Source organism: Rhodococcus sp. 05-2254-5 (genome assembly GCF_002258575.1).
Lineage (GTDB): Bacteria > Actinomycetota > Actinomycetes > Mycobacteriales > Mycobacteriaceae > Rhodococcoides > Rhodococcoides fascians.
In genome coordinates this window covers 78,062-98,412 of sequence record NZ_NOZG01000023.1, presented here as the reverse complement: position 1 = coordinate 98,412, position 20,351 = coordinate 78,062, and the positions used below count along the sequence as shown (strand labels likewise).

17 protein-coding genes are annotated in these 20,351 nt (G+C 59.0%); 14 read left to right on the top strand and 3 right to left on the bottom strand.

All coding sequences use genetic code 11. The features are described 5' to 3' along the window. Nucleotides 1-996: 996 nt before the first annotated feature. Nucleotides 997-1,161 (bottom strand): hypothetical protein, encoded by a 165-nt coding sequence (locus tag CH278_RS27610; RefSeq protein WP_179274378.1) that lies wholly within the window; start codon nucleotides 1,159-1,161, stop codon nucleotides 997-999. Nucleotides 1,162-1,514: 353 nt separating this feature from the next. Here CH278_RS27610 and CH278_RS15075 point away from each other — a divergent pair, with 353 nt between their 5' ends. From CH278_RS15075 to CH278_RS15065, 3 genes are all read left to right on the top strand, one after another. Continuing rightward, nucleotides 1,515-2,270: an SDR family NAD(P)-dependent oxidoreductase gene (locus CH278_RS15075; protein ID WP_094622343.1), complete on the top strand. Its 756-nt coding sequence runs from the start codon at nucleotides 1,515-1,517 to the stop codon at nucleotides 2,268-2,270. 136 nt (nucleotides 2,271-2,406) lie between these two features. Then, a complete protein-coding gene (locus CH278_RS15070) occupies nucleotides 2,407-3,786 on the top strand; it encodes an MmgE/PrpD family protein (RefSeq protein WP_094622278.1) in 1,380 nt (459 codons plus the stop codon). 79 nt (nucleotides 3,787-3,865) lie between these two features. Beyond that, complete coding sequence (locus tag CH278_RS15065; RefSeq protein ID WP_256991786.1) at nucleotides 3,866-5,224, top strand: MFS transporter; 1,359 nt, start codon at nucleotides 3,866-3,868, stop codon at nucleotides 5,222-5,224. 21 nt (nucleotides 5,225-5,245) lie between these two features. Here the strand turns inward: CH278_RS15065 and CH278_RS15060 are convergent, their stop codons facing one another. Then, the gene (locus tag CH278_RS15060) at nucleotides 5,246-6,028 is read right to left on the bottom strand and encodes an IclR family transcriptional regulator (protein ID WP_217901044.1); all 783 of its coding nucleotides are present in this window, start codon (nucleotides 6,026-6,028) and stop codon (nucleotides 5,246-5,248) included. A 374-nt stretch (nucleotides 6,029-6,402) separates the two neighbouring features. Between CH278_RS15060 and CH278_RS15055 the strand changes: the two genes are divergently transcribed. The 3 genes from CH278_RS15055 to CH278_RS15045 are packed head-to-tail and all read left to right on the top strand — an operon-like array spanning nucleotide 6,403 to nucleotide 10,051. Further along, nucleotides 6,403-7,704, top strand: coding sequence for an MFS transporter (locus CH278_RS15055; RefSeq protein WP_179274377.1), 1,302 nt, complete (start codon nucleotides 6,403-6,405; stop codon nucleotides 7,702-7,704). Between the two features lie 51 nt (nucleotides 7,705-7,755). After that, nucleotides 7,756-9,237, top strand: coding sequence for an aldehyde dehydrogenase (locus tag CH278_RS15050; protein ID WP_094622274.1), 1,482 nt, complete (start codon nucleotides 7,756-7,758; stop codon nucleotides 9,235-9,237). Between the two features lie 55 nt (nucleotides 9,238-9,292). After that, nucleotides 9,293-10,051 carry an SDR family NAD(P)-dependent oxidoreductase gene (locus CH278_RS15045; RefSeq protein ID WP_208601183.1) on the top strand — a complete coding sequence of 253 codons (759 nt, stop codon included), beginning with the start codon at nucleotides 9,293-9,295 and terminating at the stop codon, nucleotides 10,049-10,051. 26 nt (nucleotides 10,052-10,077) lie between these two features. Here the strand turns inward: CH278_RS15045 and CH278_RS15040 are convergent, their stop codons facing one another. Beyond that, nucleotides 10,078-11,316: an MFS transporter gene (locus CH278_RS15040; protein ID WP_176459269.1), complete on the bottom strand. Its 1,239-nt coding sequence runs from the start codon at nucleotides 11,314-11,316 to the stop codon at nucleotides 10,078-10,080. 524 nt (nucleotides 11,317-11,840) lie between these two features. Between CH278_RS15040 and CH278_RS15035 the strand changes: the two genes are divergently transcribed. The 8 genes from CH278_RS15035 to CH278_RS28035 all read left to right on the top strand — a co-directional run bounded on the left by CH278_RS15035 (nucleotide 11,841) and on the right by CH278_RS28035 (nucleotide 20,273). Then, nucleotides 11,841-12,518 carry an aspartate/glutamate racemase family protein gene (locus CH278_RS15035; protein ID WP_037183658.1) on the top strand — a complete coding sequence of 226 codons (678 nt, stop codon included), beginning with the start codon at nucleotides 11,841-11,843 and terminating at the stop codon, nucleotides 12,516-12,518. Between the two features lie 55 nt (nucleotides 12,519-12,573). Further along, complete coding sequence (locus CH278_RS15030; RefSeq protein ID WP_094622342.1) at nucleotides 12,574-14,103, top strand: four-carbon acid sugar kinase family protein; 1,530 nt, start codon at nucleotides 12,574-12,576, stop codon at nucleotides 14,101-14,103. A gap of 76 nt (nucleotides 14,104-14,179) precedes the next feature. Continuing rightward, a complete protein-coding gene (locus tag CH278_RS15025; RefSeq protein WP_094622341.1) occupies nucleotides 14,180-15,031 on the top strand; it encodes a class II fructose-bisphosphate aldolase in 852 nt (283 codons plus the stop codon). A gap of 810 nt (nucleotides 15,032-15,841) precedes the next feature. Continuing rightward, the gene (locus CH278_RS15015; protein ID WP_218828716.1) at nucleotides 15,842-17,215 is read left to right on the top strand and encodes an MFS transporter; all 1,374 of its coding nucleotides are present in this window, start codon (nucleotides 15,842-15,844) and stop codon (nucleotides 17,213-17,215) included. 29 nt (nucleotides 17,216-17,244) lie between these two features. After that, on the top strand, nucleotides 17,245-18,273 hold the full coding sequence (locus tag CH278_RS15010; protein ID WP_094622270.1) for a zinc-dependent alcohol dehydrogenase family protein: 1,029 nt from the start codon (nucleotides 17,245-17,247) through the stop codon (nucleotides 18,271-18,273). 180 nt (nucleotides 18,274-18,453) lie between these two features. After that, nucleotides 18,454-18,792, top strand: coding sequence for a carboxymuconolactone decarboxylase family protein (locus CH278_RS15005; RefSeq protein ID WP_037183663.1), 339 nt, complete (start codon nucleotides 18,454-18,456; stop codon nucleotides 18,790-18,792). Nucleotides 18,793-19,248: 456 nt separating this feature from the next. Beyond that, the gene (locus CH278_RS15000) at nucleotides 19,249-19,707 is read left to right on the top strand and encodes a lipocalin-like domain-containing protein (RefSeq protein WP_037183665.1); all 459 of its coding nucleotides are present in this window, start codon (nucleotides 19,249-19,251) and stop codon (nucleotides 19,705-19,707) included. Nucleotides 19,708-19,913: 206 nt separating this feature from the next. Continuing rightward, complete coding sequence (locus CH278_RS28035; protein ID WP_037183667.1) at nucleotides 19,914-20,273, top strand: cyclophilin-like fold protein; 360 nt, start codon at nucleotides 19,914-19,916, stop codon at nucleotides 20,271-20,273. Nucleotides 20,274-20,351 lie beyond the last annotated feature (78 nt).

The following is a 20,351-nucleotide window of genomic DNA, read 5'->3' as shown; positions in this document are numbered from 1 at the left end:
ACTACTGTTTGCATCGGCTGCATTGGTAGATTCCGTCACCGTCAGCCTTCTTTATCCACTATCTGGTGAGCCAAGTCCAATATCGAAACTCGATACGGCTTATCAGTCTCAGCAATTCAGGCTGAGTCGTGGGGATTGGCCCGCGACCAACGCCCCTCGAAGTCGCGACTTGGTGGCACCGTAAGAGGATGAATCATCAGTGTGAACTGGTCATGTCGACCTCCGATCTGCTCCTACCGGTTTGTTGGTACGGGGAGCGACGTCAGGGAGAAGTCACTACCAGGCCTATAAGTGGTATCGGCTTTCGATACTGGATTTTGATATAAGGAAGTTGTGAAATTGGTCTGAAAAAATCTTGAAGTTCCGATCTCCGAGGTTAGCCGACGCTCATATGATCCCGAAAGCAGCTGAATGACCGCGAAAACGAGAGAAACGATCGCAAAAGACTGTCAGGTCTCGAACCGCAGCTGTATCCACGTGATCAGCGATGGGGGAGCAGACTGCTACCCAAATGCATACCTCATTCGCGTGATGCAAGGCGGAGATCTGCTGGTACTTGACCATGATCGGGTACGAGTGGCTTCGTACACGCCTGGAATGTGGACAATCGACGTCCTCACGAGCGGTTGAACGAGCTGACCGATGACGCTACTGCTCTAAGAGCAACCTCGAGATGCAGAGTCGGATCCAAACGGTTGGACGGTCGACTTGATGTGGGCCGTCATCTGCCCGGCACCGCCGACTTGTCATCAACAATTCTGAAACGCCTCTCCGTCGGCGACGATGGTTCACCGACTAGCCGTCCATGGTCGGTGCCACCCGTCGCCACCGCAAACTTGGAGTCGTAGTAGAAATGCCGTTCGGGCCCGTTCGCTTCGACTTGGATCCCGCGTTGATTGGTGCCCATTTCGCCGATGAGCTCAGGCAGCGCGCGGTTGTTTGGGCCCGTCCTGCCTCGGACAAGAGCAACAGTACGGACGAAGGTGCAGCTCCACCTCAATCCGGAACGAAGTACCGGGCCGAGGTATTCAGCAACTGATAGCGGGCGATGTCGGCTCGCCGACCTTCGCAAAGTAGGGGAGCGTGCTCCGCTTGGCCCAGCGCATTGGTTACCGCAAAGTCGATTCGCACGTTGCGCAGAACCACCGCTGACGTAGTCATGCAATCCGGCAACCCTTGCAATTGCAGCCGGGATGGCTCCCACTTTTCGTCGCCGCGGAGCTGTGCTCGTGGGCCGCGGAGCCGGAGCGCGGTCGACCAGATACCGCCGTTCGGCGGCATCGAATTCACAACGCGCGCGCTACGGATCGAGTACCTCATCCGACTTACCCACGACGTGTGCCTTTTCGGTGGATCTGCCACGCGAGTGTCACCTGGTGTGCGAGTCGGCGGGCACCCGACCTTGACGCAACCGTCTACATATGAAACTGTCTTTCACAGGCGAACGTGCGTCACGTCACATCCAGAGCTGGCTGTGACCTCGACGCCCCTGACAATTCATAGGAGATTGAGTGATGTTGCGATTTGAAGGCCGGACTGTCGTTGTGACAGGCGCGGGTAGTGGAATCGGTGCCGCGACCTCGGCTCGATTGATCGACGAGGGTGCGACTGTCGTCGTCGTGGACGTCGCGCAGGAGGCGGTCGACGCGGCGATCGCCAACGTGTCCAACGCCGACCGCGTGCACGGAGCGGTGCTGGATGTCTGCGATCACGCCGCAGCCGTGAAACTTCTCGACACGATGCACCAGAAGTTCGGCAGTATCAACGGGCTCGTCAATTGCGCCGGCATCACCGGTGCAGGAACAATTGTCGACCTCGACCCTGAGGCTCATCGCAAGATCATGTCTGTCAATCTCGACGGCACGATAAACATGTGCCAGGCCTTCGTGCTGGCCGAGAAAGACACCCAAGGTCCGCGGGCGATCGTGAATATCTCCTCAGGGGCAGGGATTCTCGGTGTGCCGAATCGGCTCTCGTACGTCGCGTCCAAGTTTGCGATCTCCGGAATCACGAAATCGATGTGCCCTGAGCTGGGTCCCCTAGGTATACGCGTCAATGCGGTGGCTCCCGGAATGACCAGAACGCCTCTCACCGATTACATGATGAACGACCCGGTGAAGGCCGCATCGATCAATGCAAAACATCCAATTGGTCGAATCGGTTATCCCGAAGAAATCGCGGCGGCAATCGTCTTTCTGCTCAGCGATGACGCCAGCTTCATGACGGGCTCGGTCGTTTCGGTGGACGGCGGGCAGACAGCATGCCTGTAGGGGCGCAGAAGTGTTGGTCATGGGCCACTACCGACACTTTGTATCGGCCGATCACTGTTTCGAGATCTGGATTGCCAACGAAACGGCCACCCCGACAAACCGACAACACCAATCACCCAATCGGAGAAAACCGACGATGACGAACCGTGACCTCTCTCAGGACCTTGCTGAGTTCGCTGCAAACACGCGATATGTGGACTTGCCGGCGGGCGCGGTCGAGGCCGCCAAGAAGAGCATTCTCGACACACTCGGGGTAATCCTGGGCGCAAGTGGCATGGAGCCCGCTGTCAGACCGATCATCGAGCTTGTCACCGATGCGGGCGGTAAGGAAGAAGCAACCATCCTCGGTTTCGGTGGCCGCGTTCCCGCCGCAGCCGCAGCCTTCGCGAACGGCACTCTCGCACACGGTCTCGACTACGACAGCCAGACTCCGTGGGGTGCACACCCGGACAGCTCACTTGTGCCGGCTCTCCTTGCTCTGGCCGAACGCAAGGGCTCCGTGACCGGCAGGGACCTCATCACCGCGGTGGCCATCGGTCAAGAGTTGTTCATCCGGCTACGGTGCAACGTCGGATGGAACATGGACTGGAATCTGTCGAGTGTCGTCGGGACGTACTCGGGCACTGCCGCCTGTGGCTCATTGATGGGGCTGACCGCAGAGCAAATAGCCCACTCGTTGGGCATTGCAAGCCTTACCGCAGGCGGCACCATGGAGCAAATATTCGGTGTCGGTAGCGACGTCCGGGGTCTGTACGCGGGATTCATCGCTCAAAGCTGTGTGAACGCAACCCTCCTGGCCGGGAAAGGTATGCATGGAATGCGGAACCTCTTCGAGGGGGAGGCCGGAATTTTCAACGTCTACTTCGGCGGCAAGTACGACCGCGAGAAAATGCTTGAAGGCCTGGGAGTCGACTACCTTAGCGAAGGCATGACGTACAAGTACTGGCCAGCGGTCGGAAACGCGCATACATACATTCATGCCGCAATCGAGCTGGTGCGCGAAAACCCCTTCGACGCTGCCGACATCGCCGAGGTCAGAGTGTACGTCGGCAACTTCGCAGAACGGATGACTCTCCCACTCCACGCTCGACAAGCACCGCAAACCATGATGGACGCTAAATTCTCGCTACCGTTCACAGTCGCAGTAGCACTGGTGAAGGGCTCGATGCTGTTGTCCGACTTCTCTATTGACACATTGAAAGATGCTGAAGTCCTTTCTGTGGCGAGCAAGGTGGTTCCGGTACAGGATGCCGAACTCAACTGGGATCTGAAATTGCCGGATGGCAAAGTCGAGGTGCAACTCCGTAACGGACAAGTATTCACCCGCCGGGGTTCTGATGTTCCTGGCACGCCGGAGCGACCGATGACCGTGGAAGAACTGTCGAAGAAGTTCGATGACTGTGCCCGCGTTTCTGTTCGACCACTACCGACGGAGGACATCGACCGGGTGACGACACTGCTCTGGGGGTTGGAGGCGTGCAACGACCTGACCGAAATCATCGAGCTCCTTCGCTGAGCGATGATTCTTTTAGATGTACCGAGTTCCGAAAGTTCTGTTCAAAAAATTCTGGTCGAATCAAGATGGAGGTAGTGCGGTGACTACAAATCCTCAGCCGGTCAGTTCGCCGGTCGACGGCAAGGCAGTTGTCAGGAAAGTGCGAAAGACGATCCTGCCGATTGTCTTTCTGCTTTATGCGTTCAACTACATGGATCGTTCATCGATCAGCTATGCCCAACTCACAATGGGCAGTGAGCTCGGCATCGATGTGGCAACCTACGGTGCTATTGCGGCAATCTTCTTTCTGGCCTACGTGCTCTTGGAAGTTCCGAGCAATATCATCCTCGCTCGGGTCGGTGCGAGGGTTTGGCTGGCGCGTATTGCGATTACCTGGGGCTTGGTCACTGTTGCGACCGGATTCGTACACTCTGTTACTCAGCTGTACGTCGCACGAATATTGCTCGGGATCGCTGAAGCGGGGTTGTTCCCCGGTCTGATTCTGTTTCTGACATTTTGGTTCCTCAACCACGATCGTGGCCGCGCCATAGGTGTTATGGCGCTGGCAATGCCGTTTGCCCTCATCGTCGGTAGCCTCAGCGGTGGGCTTATTCTCGATCATGTCGATTGGTTCGGGCTCAGTTCGTGGCGCTGGATCTTCATCTTGCAAGGTTTGCCGCCGGTCCTGCTCGGAGTGTGGATATTGCTGACGTTGGCGGACCGTCCGAACAAGGCAAAGTGGCTCAATGCCGACGAGAAGAATTGGCTGGAGAATTCGATTGCGGACGAGTACGCGGCCATGCCGGAAGGCGACCAGGACCACTCGAGCGAGCTCAAGACGCTGAAGAATCGCAAAGTTCTGTATCTCGGACTCATCAATGCTCTCGCAGGAGTTGCCACCTACGGAATGACGTTCTTCCTTCCGCAGGTCGTATCCCAGCTGAATCCGGAATACTCACCCACCAGCATCGGAATTTACGGAGCGATTCCGTACGTCTGCGGCGCCATCGTGATGTTGCTTTTGGTTCGGTATGCCGATATCAGCGGTCGACGAAAGCCAATTGTTCTGTTCTGCTTCGCCACTGCGATAGTAGGTCTTGTTACAACTGGTGTGTTCCGGGACTCGCCGCTGCTGGGGATGATTGGTTTGATACTTCTTGCATGCGGTGTCATCGGGAACATTCCGACATATTGGGCCCTGATCAGTGAGGTTCTGACCAAGCGTCAGGCCGTTGTCGGTATTGCAGTGATCAACTCGCTCGCCTCCGCGGGCGGATTTTTCGGACCGTTCCTCATCGGCAAGATAGCGACCCCCGGCGACATCATCGTCGGAATGAGCGTCCCGTTGGTTGCACTAACTCTGGCCTTCGTCTTATTGCTTTTCGTCAAGGTTCCGCAGCGAGACCCCTTCGCAGTAGCCGGATCGAGAAAGCGCAAAGAAGCTGAGTCGACAATTTAGAGATGCGTCTCCGATTCGACATCAGTGCTTGGCACTCGCTCCCGCTCCCATTCTGCGGGAAAGGCTTTCGCAGGTCTGCACCAACAACATCCGAGCATGGTCCGGGTCTACATTCTCGGTTCCCGTCAGTCGGTGAATGAACGGGGTGGTCATTGCGGCCACGGCATTGCCCGTGAAGTCGAAGACAGGTGCAGAAATGTTGGTGATACCTTCGATTGTAAGCGACCTGCCTTGGCAGTAGCCTGCTCCCCGTACTTGGGCGAGATCTGCTAGAAACCTAGTGCGCTGGTCATTATCACCGGGCCCGGCAAGGGTAAGCAAAATCTCTAGGTCGGCGGGATCCATCTGCGAAGCGAGTACCCGACCGGACGCAGAGTTGTCGATCGGAATGAGCGCACCCAGTCGAACGGTGTGCACGTTGGTATCGGGGCAATCGACCTGAGCGACGACGAGTAATTGACCAGAATGAAGGATGCAGAGGTGGATGCTCTGGCCGATACGATTGGCAAGCTTCTGCATCTCGCTCCCTGCAATTGCAGTGAGACGCTGAATGGTAGGGGTGCGGTGCGCCATTTCGAACAACTTTGTCGTCAGTCGGTATCTGTCGGCTTCATCGACCTGGACGTAGTCTCGCTCGCGTAGCACCATCAGAACTCGGAAGATCTCGGATGTCGTTCGCCCCAGTTGCTTACCGATTTCGGCCTGAGCAAGACCGTTTTCGGTGGAAGCGAGAAGCTCCAGAATGTCGAGGCCCTTCGCCAGCGCGGGCGCTCGGTACTTCTGATCCTGTGCTTCTGCGGTCAACGTCTTAGCCCATCTTTCGCGGTAGTCATCGTAACTGCCAAATAGTTTCATATATGAAACATCGCGTCAAGAAGAATCGAGGAGAGGCGTTGGCGATAGGAAGTGGCTATCCGGGTGTTCGGATGTCGGTATTGGACGCGGGTCCTGGGAGAGGGGTTAATGGGTCAGGGGAGTTGTGATCGAGGCAACATCAATACCGAAATCGAGCAGCCATTCCGTATCGGGACCTCCTGGGCCCGGTCCACCGCAGCGACCGCCCGGCGACTCGATGAAGAGATTCGGAGAGTGAAGTGAACACAGATAGTCAACCGGAGTCGGCCGCTCCTATCCCGGCCGCGCGTATGCAGCCCAGAACGATGGAGACTCGCGCCGTCGTGAGTGGCACCCTAGGGTCTGCTCTGGAATATTTCGATTTTGCCGTCTACGGCGCTCTCGCAGCAACACTGTTCCCGGCCTTGTTCTTTCACAGTCTGGGGTCCACTGGTGCGCTCCTGGCATCGTTCGCGACGTTCGGCGTCGGTTTCGTCGCACGACCGGTAGGCGCGGTGGTATTCGGCCATCTCGGCGATCGACATGGGCGGAAGCCCATCTTGTTCGCCACGCTGATTCTCATGGGCGGTTCGTCGATCCTGATCGGTTTTCTGCCGACGGGACAGGGGTTCGGCATTGCCGCTGTGCTCGTGGGTCTGAGGTTCGTTCAAGGATTTTCGTTGGGCGGCGAAGCCATCGGAAACCAACTCATGACGATGGAACACGGCGACAAGAGCCGGCGAGGACTACTGGGCTCGTTCATCATAGTTGGCTCGCCGGTCAGTCAGGTACTCGCGAACCTCGCTTTGGTCGTTCTCAGTGCAACACTCAGCCAGGAGCAGTTCGAGTCGTGGGGTTGGCGCGTGCCGTTCCTCGGCAGCATCCTTATCGTCGTCGTAGCCGTCTTCATCAGAACGAAGCTCGAGGAAACCCCAGCGTTCGTAGTCAACAGTGCTGTCGAGCAAAGGATCGAGAAGACTCGCGGTGCCGGACTGTCGGTGCTGAGGACGCATCCACGCACGGTTTTCATGCTCACGCTGGCCTGGGGCGGCTCGTCACTCAGTTTCTACTTGATCGCTGTGTACGGGCTGAGCTACCTTCCGAGTGAGACGGGGATGTCCTCGCAGACGGCGTTCGTGATCCTGATGATTGCCAACGGCGTATCCATCTTCTTCTCGATCGCCGGTGGATGGGTATGTGACCGCATCGGACGCAGGAAAGTCTTTTACATCGGACTCGCAAGCTGCTTCGCTGGAATTTTACTCTTCTTCACCCTTGCCAGCGCGAACGGATTCGTGACAGGCCTGATAGTGACCTTGGTCTTGTGCTCGATTCAATTCCTCAGTGGCGCTCAGCCTGCATTGTTCGCGGAGCAGTTTCCGACCGAGGTGCGATTTTCAGGCGCTGCCATGTCACATACGTTTTCCAACTTGATCTTCTCTGCCCCGGCACCTTTCGTTGCAGCAGCTCTCGCTGCCCTAGGTGGCACCAGCTCGGTGATGGTGTTCACGCTGGCAGTGATTGTCGGCTCGGCATACGCGGTGTCCAATCTCGACGAGGGCCGTCACATCGAGCTGTCCGAATACACGACCGACCGAGTTGCCGCCACCGCGCACGGTACAGCCGGAGCTCGACCTGCGCCGTGACCGAATTCGCGTGGCCAACTCTCGCATGACAATAAAACGAAGGGATCGACTATGAAGAAGTACCAGATGTTCGTCGACGGAGATTGGGTCGACCCCGACGGAGGGCAGTGGACCGACACCGTCGATCCCTATCGAGGGGAAGCGTGGGCGCAGATCCCTCTCGGTAATCAGAACGACGTCACACGGACGGTTTCGGTAGCCCGCCGCGCGATGACCGACGGACCGTGGTCGTCGATGTCGGCGTCGGCGCGCGGAAAGATCATGCGCCGTTTGGGAGATCTCGTACTCGCGAACGCCGATCACTTGGCGGCCGTCGAGGTTCGTGACAACGGAAAGCTACTCGCTGAGGTCAACGGACAGTTGGCATCGCTTGCCGATGTTTGGTACTACTACGCCGGGTTGGCCGACAAAATTCAGGGATCGACAATCCCCATCGAGAAGTCCGATTCGGTTGCCTTCACGTACCGAGAGCCGATCGGGGTTGTCGCAGCTCTCACCGCGTGGAATTCGCCACTGTGGTTTGCGGCGGTCAAGTGTGCACCGGCGCTGGCCGCCGGGTGCACCGTCATCGTGAAGCCGTCGGAGTTCGCTTCTGCCAGTACGTTGGAATTCGCCGAGCTGACCAGGCAGGCCGGGTTGCCTGCCGGTGTGTTCAATGTCGTGACAGGACTCGGCCCGGATGTCGGCTCGGCGCTCGTGGAACATCCCGATGTCGCGAAGATTACGTTCACTGGGTCCGATACGACCGGGGCCAGGGTCTACGAGAGCGCCGCTCGCACGATGAAGCGTGTGTCGCTCGAACTGGGCGGAAAATCACCGAACATCGTGTTCGAGGACGCGGATCTGGACAAGGCCGCGACAGGAGTGGTCTCGGGGATTTTCGGTGCCTCAGGGCAGATGTGTTCCGCCGGCTCGAGGCTGCTCGTCCACAGTTCCATCAAGGACGCGTTCACCGAGAAGTTGGTGGAGATTGCCCGCAGCATCCGACTCGGCGATCCGAACGATCCACTGACCAATGTGGGCCCCATCGCTACGCCACCGCAGTATCGAAAAGTACTGGACTACATCGACATTGCGAACGCCGAGGGAGCTCGTTGCCTTCTCGGCGGTAAGCCGGCCAGTGGCGCTGATCTCACCGGTGGTCAGTTCATCGAGCCGACGATCTACACAGACGTCACCAACGACATGCGGATCGCGCAGGAGGAAGTGTTCGGCCCCATCCTTTCGATCATCGAATTCGAGGACGAGAAGCACGCGATCGCCCTCGGTAATGACGTGGCGTATGGCCTTGTTGCAGGCGTGTGGACCGAAAACGTTGGACGCGCGCTACGAATGTCGAAGGCCCTCGACGTCGGGACCGTGTGGGTGAACACCTACCGTACGTACAGCTACATGGTTCCATTCGGCGGTACCAAACAGTCCGGTTTAGGTCGCGAACACGGAATAGAAGCCGTGGACGGATATCTCGATACCAAGAGCATTGTCATCTCCACCGATGACGGTGCGCCATCCAATGCTTTCGTGATGCGCTGAGTCGGATCGTCGTTGGTTGCTGAGATCGGAAGACAGAGGAGAGGGACGCGGCATCATGACGCCTTCGATAGGCATGGAAGCTCATTCGACGACCCCCGGGCAACGATTGCTCGGACGCAAAATAGTTGTGACCGGCGCAGCGTCGGGAATCGGCAAGTCGACTGCCCAGCTCTTCGCGAGCGAGGGTGCTTCGCTCGCGCTACTGGATCGTGACGAACGTGGCGTAATGCAGTCTGCCGAACTTACCGGTGGAACCGGTTACGCGGTCGATATCACCGACGAGGAGGCGGTTGGGTATACGGTCGATCGAGCGGGCACTGCGCTGGGCGGCATAGACGGTGTAGTCAATGCCGCAGGAATTATGTTCCGCGGCCTGGCATCCGACGTCACGGCGGCGGACTGGCGGCACGTGCTGGAGGTCAATTTGACCGGTGCTTACATAGTTCTGCGTAGTTGTATCCCCTGGCTGCAGAAGGAGGAGACCGCGACAATCGTGAATATCGCGTCAGCGCAAGGCTTGCTACCCAATGCCCCCGGATACACCGCATACGCCGCCTCCAAGGGTGGAGTGTTGAACCTGACTCGCGTTCTCGCCGCCGAGCTGGCACCGACAGTGCGAGTCAACAGTGTGTGCCCCGGGATGGTGGACACCGCGATGGCAGACGGACACCGAAACAACGTTGGGAACTATGCGCTGGGCCGTTTGGCTGAGCCGATCGAAATTGCTCGTTCGATTCTGTTCTTGACCAGCTCGGAATCTTCGTACGTCACAGGCTCAGCGCTCGCGACCGATGGAGGCCGGTCCTTCCACTGAACCGGCTACTGCCAAGCGCATCGGAACTATCTGGGGCTGGTCGACTCATCGACCAGCCCCAGATCGCTCGATGTGACTGCGGTTCGGCGCCTGTGACGCACGCAGACCACGCACAACACCGCGATGTCGACGGCAATGAGTATCGATGCGATCATGGCGACAGCAGGCGTCTGGCCGAGCCCGTAAGCAAGAGGCGCCAGGACGGCACCCGTCGAACCACCCGCAAAGACGGCGACCATGAACATGGTGTTGGCTCGCGCCTCGTACTGCTCGTTTGCGGAGAGCACCCTCGTCTGGTTTGCTGCCTGCAGCGATTGGTTGCAGGCAGTTACGACGAACAGTGATACCGCGAACAACGCGATGTGATCGGAATCGAGTGCGACGGATATGCAGGCGCACAACAAGATCGGCAGGCTCACTGCGATCACCCCAAGGGATCCGAATCGGTCGATAGCCGGGCCGAAAAGTGGGGTTATCACAACCGCTGAAAGGCCGACCAATCCGAAGAGTCCCGCGGACGCAACCGACCAGCCGTGGGTCTCCGACGTCAGATGTATCACGCTGACAGTCCAGAACATGTTGAACGTCGCGAATGCGAAGAACTGTATGAACGAGGATTCGACGAGTTCGGGACTACGTGTGGTGAGCCTCAAAGTATCGGCCAGAAGCACGCGGTACTTACTGCCCGGTGCGGGAGTTACCCACTTCACCTGCAGAATTCGTCGAGTAAGCGGAATGGTGCAGAGGATCGTCGCGGCGAAAACAGCAACGACGAGCCTCCATCCGATCGAGTCGACAAGCAGACCGGCAATGATTCGGCCACCGAAGACCCCGATCAGAAGAGCGCCGACCATGGTCCCGGTAGCCCGGGACCGTTTGTCCTCCGGAGCCAATTTGCCCACCACCGGAATGAGGACCTGCGCAATATTGGCCACCAGCCCAACTGTGAAGAAGCTGATCGCTAGCGCAACGACATTGGGCACCACCGCGGACACTGCTAATGCCACGCCGAGCGCGGCCGACTGAATCGTGATGTGTCGACGCGGATGTACTCGGTCGGCAAGTGGAACGAACAGGAAGATTCCGATTGCGTAGCCGATTTGGACCGCGGTCGCCACTGCACCGGTGACCAACGGTGAGATACCGAACGACGCCGCCATGGCGGTCAATAGCGCCTGTGGCAGATAGATGATGCTCACTGCAATGGAAGCCGAAGCCGCAAGAATCAGCAGACGGATGGTCCAGGTTCGTTCTCGCGATGCCAATGCCGATCCTTGCTGTGGGCGTCGAATACTCGTCGGTGAGGCGCATCAGGGGAGTGCGCCCATTCCAGACTGTCGACTCCACTCTACGTTGATCGGCACATATTCTGGTACGCGGGGGAATTGGGCGATCACGCTCGTTCGGCCGACGTGAGCCGCGTGGTTACGCACATCGCGGGTCCATAGAGGGAGGCTATATGGCTGATCACAAACCGATATTGGACATGGAATTGTGCATGCCTGTTAATGGTATGTGACCCGAAAGGACTTTCAGGGGAGGGAATGGTCGGATCGCGCTCGAGCGCCGATCGGGCTGACTCCCTACGACCACCCTTCGCCGCGGACCTGCCGTTTCGTGAGCGCGTCGACCGTCAGCCGGCTCGTGTTGTGACCAATTCACGGCCGTGCCACTGCGCCATGCAAATTGATTACGCGTCGCGATCTGCGGACGTAGCCGTTCGCCCCAATGAACCGTTCGCCGAACACGCTCTGATTCACAATCCGGTGCCACCTAGAAAGAGGATATCGTGACAAAGAAGATTGCAATTCTCCATACGAGTTTCGTTTTCGTCTCCGTCGAGCCTGTGATCAACGACTTGATCGCCGAGTTGATTCCCGATGCAGAGGTGATGCATTTCGTGGACTCCGATGTTCTGGCCACAGTCGTTCGCGAACAGGGAATCTCTCGGAAGAGTGAGGAACGGATGACCCGTCTTGCCCAGGCTGCGGAGGCCGCAGGTGCCGACATCATCTTTTCCGCGTGCTCCTCGCTCGGCCCGGCGTTGGATGTTGCCGCGCAGAACGTCAACACCCCCGTAGTTAAGATCGACGAGGCAATGGCACTCCAAGCCGCCAGCGACGGTCGACGGATCGGCGTTCTGGCAACGGTGCCGACCACTCTGGGCCCTACGTCCGATCTGATCGAAAAGAAGGCAGTCGAGATCGGCCGCGAGGTGGAAATCCAGCAGCGGTTGTGTGAGGGTGCGTTCGCGGTTCTGATGGCCGGAGACCGCGAAAAGCATGACGCACTGATTATCGAGCAGGCGACGAACCTCGCCGAAACGGTCGACCTGATCGTTCTGGCGCAAGCTTCGATGAACCGCCTCGCCGAGGTGTTGCAGGAGAAAACTGGGGTTACTGTGTTGTCCAGTCCGCGCATGGGTGTCGGTTACCTGGCTGAACGCGTCTCCGCAGTGGCCGTCTGACAGATCCGAGTTTGTCTACCTCGAAACCGAACTAGCCGTCACAATGGAGTGCGCAGTGTTGCTCGAACATGAAGTGTTGTCAGCTTTTCCCGAAGAGGTAACGATTTCAGCGTCGGCCGTGTCGGAGAACATCGCGCACGACGGCGACAGTTTTCGCGTATTGGTCGTACTGGATGACGACCCCACAGGCACGCAGTCCGTGTGGGACGTACCGGTACTCACCCGGTGGGAGCCGAGTGATTTCGACTGGGCCTTCAAGCACATTCGAGAAGAGAAAACCAAACCGGCTGTCTACGTACTGACCAACACTCGAAGCCTCAGCCCTGCCGAGGCCGCTGCCCGCAACGAAGAGGCGGTACGAAACGCGCTGACATCGGCCGCGACCGTAGACGGACGCTTGACACTGTCGTTCGTAAGCCGGAGTGACTCGACTCTGCGTGGACACTACCCACTCGAGCCCGATGTCATCGCCGCCACCGTGAAAGCGGTGACCGGCGATGGCACCGATGGCGTTGTGGTCGTCCCTGCATTTCCCGACGCAGGTCGGATCACCATCGGTGGAGTCCACTACATGCGCGCAACGGGTACCGAGTCGGGAAACCTGATACCCGTCGGGGAAACGGAGTTTGCGAGCGATGCCAGCTTCGGCTTCGTCCACTCGTCGCTGCCCGAGTACATCGAAGAGAAGTCGGACGGTCGTTTTCCTGCGAAGTCCGTGATCGTCCTGGACCTGAACGTCATTCGAGCGGGTGCGGCCACACAGGACCCGAGCGTCTCGGCGAAAGCTATTGCCGATGCCATCGAGCCTGCAACGAACTCGACTCCGATCGTCGCAGACGTTGTCACGGAGAACGATCTTCGAGCCTTGGCGCTCGGACTGCTGGAAGCCGAACGCCGCGGAAAGAAGCTACTGTACCGAGTCGGTCCGCCATTCGTCCGGGCGCGCATCGGTCAGGAAATTCGTGCCGCTCTGGTGTCAGAGGACGTATACGCAAGCAATACTTCCGCCCAAGCCGGCGGATTGATCGTGGTGGGATCGCATGTTGCGATCACCACCCGTCAACTCAACGCCCTCACATCGGCTCACGGATCGGCTCGTGTCATCGAAATCGATGTCGAGCAGCTACTGCTTTCCGGTCGCCAAGCGCCCGACAATCCGTATATCGACGGAATCGTCGCCGATGTGGTCGATGGCCTGCATGACGGAGACGTCATCGTGCACACTTGCCGAGCACTCGTCAAGACCGATGAAGCGTCGTCGAGTTTGGAAATTGCTCGTACCGTCTCCGCTGCGGTCGTTGATGTCGTGAAGAGGACCCTCGAAGCCTTTCCGCCCCGGTTTGTCATCGCCAAGGGAGGGATTACGTCCTCCGACGTGGCCGCATACGGTATGGAGATCCGCCACGCGATCGTGCGCGGGCCCATGCTGCCCGGCATTGTCTCTCTGTGGGAGCCAGCCGAAGGTCCGGGTAAAGGCATCCCGTACATCGTATTTCCCGGCAACGTCGGCGACGATCGATCGCTGGTCGATGTGACTCGAAAACTGAGTAGCAAATTCGAGGAAAAAGTCGGCGGGACAGCATGAGCACATATCGCGGATCGAGCTCGTTCGTAATCCGACAGCTGGGTTCCACTGCTGGGTGTTGGCACGGTGTCCTCTGATGCGCACGCGACTCGATGATCTGGTTTCTGTGAGCCTGTTGCGTGGGTCGGCTGTGCCCGCCTTCACCTGTTACGACTTCACGACGGCGCTCGCCGTTGTCGCCGCTGCGGAGACTTCCGGCTGCGGGACGACGTTGCTGGTCGCTCCCAAGGTGGCGGCGACCGAGAACGGGTGCCGGCTGATCACGGCACTTCGAGGCCTCGCGGACGGAGCCGTCGTTCCGGTCGCAGTCCAGCTGGACCATGCTGGAGACTTGGAAGTGATCGCCGCGGCGGTGGCGGCGGGGGCCGATTCCGTTCTGGTAGACGGTTCTGCCCTCGCGTACGAGGACAACATCGCGTTGGTCCGAGCGGCACGAGAGCTCATCGGCCCGAACATCGTTATCGAAGCAGAGCTGGGTGGCCTCGCCGGCGACGAGGACCGTGCTCATGTCGCGTCCGATGCCGAGGAATCCAGTGCTGGCCTCACCGATCCCACATTGGTCACGGACTTCCTGGCTCGGACCGGTGCTCAACTTCTTGCCGTTGCAGTGGGCAATGTTCACGGCGCATATCGCGGCGAACCACAGTTGAAGTGGGATGTTCTGCGCGACGTCGCCACGCGCACCTCGATACCACTCGTCTTGCACGGTGCATCGGGAATCCCAGCGGAGGATCTGGCCAGGGCGAGAACGATGAACGTCGGCAAGATCAACTTCAACACAGAGCTGCGAACTGGCATTCTCGAGGTTCTCGAACTCGAAATCCGTTCGTACCGTGCGGACGGGGAGAACCTGCTCGGTCTGCTGGGGCGGTGGGATGATGCTGCCCGCGCATTCGGCGTTGCGACCCTGACGAACCTCACTCGTTGAGAGCCACAGAGCAATCGGCATCGAGCATCTTGTAGAGCGCGGCAGGGGTCCTCGCTCGATTATGGCGATCGGATGGACCGTACAACCGAATGAGCAGCGTCGGCGACGGTGTCCGCTATATCTTGTTCCGCCGCCAACACCGTTGGTTGTCATCGGAAATCGGGCGGTTGGGTTGATCATTCGGCGATCGTCGAGCCGGTCGTGGCCCCTGTCGACAGGCATGCTTGTAGACCCGCACTTTTCCACTCGAAATGGCTGCGCTGCGCGCGGGGGATATCTCGGCCGAGCAAAATTCCGAGCCGACCGGGTGCACCGCACATCGCGCCGATTCCTGCGCTCGGCCGACCGAAATTCGAGTAGGCGAAACGCATCCACTGTGTCCGGCACCTCGATCGACCAGCAGTTGGTCGGTGGAGATCGTAGTGGTCTATATGCCGAATCGGCTTTCGGTATTGGACGTGGGCGAGCTGTGACGACTTAATGGACATCGAGCTCAACGTGATCTGTACAACAAGAAAGACGATTGATATTGCACGCGACCAAGTGCAGCATCTCGCTGTTGCCTGCCAACGGATCCCGCGAAGACCACCTGGAGCTCGGTGCTTGCGCCCGACGAAATAAGAACACCAATCAAAGGTATGTTGCAGTGAAAGCTGAACTTCGAACGTGTCCGGTCGATCGAAGCAGGCGAGGTGTACGGCTTCTCGGTGTCGGTACTGAGCCAGTGTCGAGAGGGGCGGGGCAGTGAGCACACGCATCGATGTTGGTAGGCGACTCGACAACTTGCCGATGGGAAGATTCCATCGGCGCATGATCATTCTGGTAGGGCTCGGAATGTTCTGGGATGCATTCGACAACAAGCTCTCTGCTGCAGTTCTTGCTTCGATGCTGCCTACCGGCTTTTCTACGCTGGAACTGAACTCTCTGTTTCTGTCGTTCACGTTCGCTGGTCTGGCGATCGGGGCAGCGTTCGCGGGTTGGCTCAGCGACCGCGTCGGCCGAGGCTTCGCATTTCAGTTCAACCTGGGGTTGTTCGCAGTCTTGGCGTTGTGCGCCGCGATGGCACCAAACATGGAAATTCTGATTGCCCTGCGCTTTCTCATGAGTATCGGGATGGGTGCCGAATACGTCATCTGCTACGGCATGATCACCGAGTTCATTCCGCGTGCTCGTCGTGGTCGGTATCTGGGAATCCTCGGCTTCTTCGGTGGACTGGGGGTGACAGTGTCCGCTGTCTTGGGTTGGTTGGTGATTCCCACCTTCTCGTGGCGCGCGATGTTCGTTATCGGGGGCGTCGGTGCACTCGTTGCGTGGTGGCTGCGCCGGTCGATGCCGGAGTCGCCGCGGTGGTTGGAGTCACGCGGGCGGTACGAAGAAGCCGAAGCGGTCATGCAGGAGATCGAAAGGCAGAACGGCATCCCGCACAGCCTGAACAACTCACCGGAGAGCTCCGACGCCGCGTCGACCTCCGTCAGCGCGAAGGCCGAATGGGTACCGATCACGGTGCTGTTTTCCCGTCCGGTGATCGCTCGGACGGCAATGGCTTTGTTCCTCACTGTCATCTGCTTGTTCGGCTCCAACGTGATTACTGGTTGGATGCCCACTTTCTTCGTCGAGCAGGGGCTCACTGTGTCGCGGTCCTTGGGCTTCAACGCCGCGATAATGTCCGGATACGTTGTCGGGCCGTTGCTGTGCGTTCTGATCGCTGACCGCATCGGTCGTCGAAACAGCATCGTGATCTTCGGAACACTCGCTGCGATATTCGCGGGTATCTATCCCTTCATGCAGCATCCGGCTCTGATTGTCGTCATCGGTTTCATCCTGGTGGCCATGGCCGCATCGTTCTTGACGATGTGTCTCGGCACAGTGCCTGAGTTCTTCCCGACCGCCTTCCGGTTCCGCGGCGGGGGATTGACTCAGACCGTCGGTCGTGTGGGCTTGATCTTCTCCCCGTTCATCGTCCTTTGGTTGTACTCCCACTTCGGAATTGTCGGAGTAATCCTGGCTCTGTCGGGCTTGTATGTGATCGCAACCCTGATGTATGCCGTTGCGCGCGTCGACACTTCTCGAGAAGCTCTCAGCCAGATCTCCGAGGAGGCTCTGTCCAGAGACGATCGAGAGGCCGATTCTCGGACGCCGAAGGACGCCGACGTGTCGGTCGGACCGACGCGAACCGGCAACTGACCCCGTCAACCACACATGGGAGCCACAAAATGGATGCCGTAATTTTTCTTGGCGAGAACAAGATCGAGGTTCGTCGCTTACCGGATCCAGTGCCAGGTCCGGACGAGGTGGTCATCAGTGTCAAGGCCTCCGGGATGTGCGGCAGCGACCTGCATCACCTACACAGCCCGAAACGGCCCGCGGACGCACTGGTAATCGAAGGCCATGAGCCGTGCGGAGTTGTCGATTCCGTAGGAAATGCGGTCCGACCCACCGAGGCACAGGTGGGGGATCGCGTCATGGTCCATCACTACGACGGCTGCCGCGCATGTCGGTACTGTCGCTCCGGTTGGACGCAATACTGCCCGAACGGACGCATCGTGTACGGGGGCCTCAACGGCGATGGTGCACACGCTGACTTCATGAAGGTCCCTGCGCACACGCTGATCAAACTGCCGGATTCTTTGTCGTTCAAGACGGGTGCTGCGATCTCGTGCGGAACGGGTACTGCGTTTGCGGCGATCAAAAGGATCGACCTGACCGCTGCTGACACGGTCGCGATCTTCGGTCAGGGACCTGTCGGATTGAGTGCGACGTTGTTGGCCAAAGCATTCGGTGCTCGCGTCATTGCGGTGGACATCGATCCTGCACGACTCGAGATGGCGAAGCGGTTCGGTGCCGACTTCGTTGTCAACTCCGCGGAAGTCGATGCAGTGGAGGCCGTTCGAGCGTTGACAAGTGACGGCGAGGGTGCAGACAAGTCGATCGAATGCAGCGCCAACGCTACCGTGCGTCAACACGCAGTGCTGTCGATTCGGCCTTGGGGGACTGCGTGCATGGTCGGTGTATTCGGCCCCTTGGAGATCAGCAGTGACGAGCTGATCCATCTTCACAAGACGATCGTGGGGTCGCTTACGTTCAGCAAGAATCTCCAGGAGGAGTGCGCATCGTTCGTGGCGGAGCGTGACCTCGACATCGAGGCACTGTTCACAGACGAGTTCCGGATTTCCGAAGCTGAACGTGCTTACAGGTTGTTCGATCGACGCGAGATCGGCAAGGGCGTATTCGTCTTCGACTGACGCCTCGGTGTCGCACGGGCAGCAGGGGACCAGCGCTTTGGCCACAATCCTCGAGAGCTCCGGGTCTCATATCTTCAGGTTCGAGCAGTGAATGATGCCCTGTCGGTGCGCTCTTCGGCAGTGCCTTCCCTCCTCGGGCCTTACACGCCATGCTGGTGATATCGACCAGGAAGGATTGCCGTGACCGACCAACCAAAGCAAGTAGGAGGTGGGCGGGCGAGCTTCGGGGAGTTCGCCCCTAAGCTCGCCGAGCTCACCGACGACGTGCTCTTTGCCGATGTCTGGAACAGGACCGAACTTGCTGCCCGCGACCGAAGCCTGCTGACAGTAGCGGTGCTGACGGCCGGGGGCGACACCGAGCAGCTCGGGTTCCACCTCGGGCGCGCTGTTGAGAACGGCCTAACGCAGAACGAGCTGATCGAGGCGATCACGCACGTCATGATGTACGCGGGTTGGCCCAAGGGGATGGCTGCGATGGGCGTCGCTAAAGAATTGTTCGACGGGGATGCTGCCCAATAAGTTGGGCTGCAGGTGAGCTCAATCGAATCGATCGAGATTGCAGGATCGTGAAAATCGAGTCCGCTGTATTGTCGCGACGGTTCGTTTCGCCCCGGGAGCCAGCACGGCATGCACTTACACATGAACGGTCAACACTTACGCGTCATGCAAAGAATAGGACTGCCCCGTTGCCGCGTCGGGGGTGTTCGTGAAACACATCTCCGTGGTTCAGAAGGGCGAGGATCCTGCCAGCCAGCAGTGTTTTGACGCCGATCCGATGCGTTCAGGTGTCGATCGCCTGCCCGGACCGGCCCCATGGGCGGTCGCTGAATGTCCATGTTCGGTGTTGCAACGCGGCTGATCGGTACGACGGCGACAGAGGATGCGAGATAGGTGCCCTGGCAGGGACTCCCATTGTCCGATTTGTGCACCTACCGTGTGGAGAGACGATTTGTCTCACACTCAAAGGTAGGAACGATGAAGAAGCAAATACTTACGGGAGCAATCACATTGGGGTTGCTGGGTTCGATCGCTGCGTGCTCGCAAGGCTCGGACGAGGAGGGTAGCGACTCGCTGGTCGGCGAGTGGCGCATGACGTCACTCGAGGTCGGGACCGAGGGCGACCTGCAGCCGGTGCCTTACTCGGGCCAGATCACCTTCACCAGTGACACAGTGTCCGTCCAGGCCATGAACCCAGACACCGAGGCACCTGACACGGCTTTGACGGTGCAGGGATACGAGGCGTTCTACGGCGACCTGACCACCGATGCGGATGCCGGAACATTCACCATCACAGTCGAATCGGCGTTGGCACGCGATTTGATCGGGCAGACCCTCGATCGAAACTACGAGGTCGATGGCGACACGTTGGTCCTGACGCCGAGTGATCCGGCAGACGGATTTCGTGTGACCTACGAACGTCACTCCAGCTCGTGAGCGGGATGGGCACGACAGCCAGGGTCCGATCGAGAATGCGCGGGGCGTCGTCTGCGGTTGGACTGCTGTGCGTCCTTGCACTTGTGTCCTGCTCCGGGGGAACCGATTCCCCCGACGTCGCACCATCGGAATCTTTTGCCACGCCACGGACCGCGGATACCGCGACGACCAGCGGGGAGAATGTCACGACGGAGAATGGAGAATCCATGCGAGTCGAAATTCAGGTAGGCGGCACAACGGTCGGTGGAACGCTGAACGACAGCGCGGCAAGTCGTGAACTGCTGGCACAACTTCCACTGACGCTTACCCTGTCCGATCACGGCTCGGTGGAGAAGACCGGACCGCTACCTGCCGAATTGACAACCGACGGTTCACCTTCGGGAGCGGACCCCAACCCGGGTGACATCGGGTACTACTCTCCGGGAAACGATTTCGTCCTGTACTACGGGGACCAAAGCTACTTCCCCGGAATCGTTATCTTGGGGAGCATGGACGAGATCGGACCCGACGTCGTCGGGGCGATCGAAGGCAGCGTGACGGGTACAGTTGCTCGATCGGACCGATGAACAGCGGACAATAGGAGCGGTTCGTGCACCCGCCTTCCAGCCGGCGGGCGGGTGTTCGACGCGTAGCAGGTTCGGCGG

Excerpts from the sequence above, each read along its gene's own strand:
- CH278_RS15015 (WP_218828716.1), top strand. The coding sequence starts at position 15,842 with ATGATCATTCTGGTAGGGCTCGGAATGTTCTGGGATGCATTCGACAAC.
- CH278_RS15050 (WP_094622274.1), top strand. The coding sequence starts at position 7,756 with ATGAAGAAGTACCAGATGTTCGTCGACGGAGATTGGGTCGACCCCGAC.
- CH278_RS28035 (WP_037183667.1), top strand. The coding sequence starts at position 19,914 with ATGCGAGTCGAAATTCAGGTAGGCGGCACAACGGTCGGTGGAACGCTG.
- CH278_RS27610 (WP_179274378.1), bottom strand. The coding sequence starts at position 1,161 with ATGACTACGTCAGCGGTGGTTCTGCGCAACGTGCGAATCGACTTTGCG.
- CH278_RS15045 (WP_208601183.1), top strand. The coding sequence starts at position 9,293 with ATGACGCCTTCGATAGGCATGGAAGCTCATTCGACGACCCCCGGGCAA.
- CH278_RS15010 (WP_094622270.1), top strand. The coding sequence starts at position 17,245 with ATGGATGCCGTAATTTTTCTTGGCGAGAACAAGATCGAGGTTCGTCGC.
- CH278_RS15000 (WP_037183665.1), top strand. The coding sequence starts at position 19,249 with ATGAAGAAGCAAATACTTACGGGAGCAATCACATTGGGGTTGCTGGGT.
- CH278_RS15075 (WP_094622343.1), top strand. The coding sequence starts at position 1,515 with ATGTTGCGATTTGAAGGCCGGACTGTCGTTGTGACAGGCGCGGGTAGT.
- CH278_RS15070 (WP_094622278.1), top strand. The coding sequence starts at position 2,407 with ATGACGAACCGTGACCTCTCTCAGGACCTTGCTGAGTTCGCTGCAAAC.
- CH278_RS15025 (WP_094622341.1), top strand. The coding sequence starts at position 14,180 with ATGCGCACGCGACTCGATGATCTGGTTTCTGTGAGCCTGTTGCGTGGG.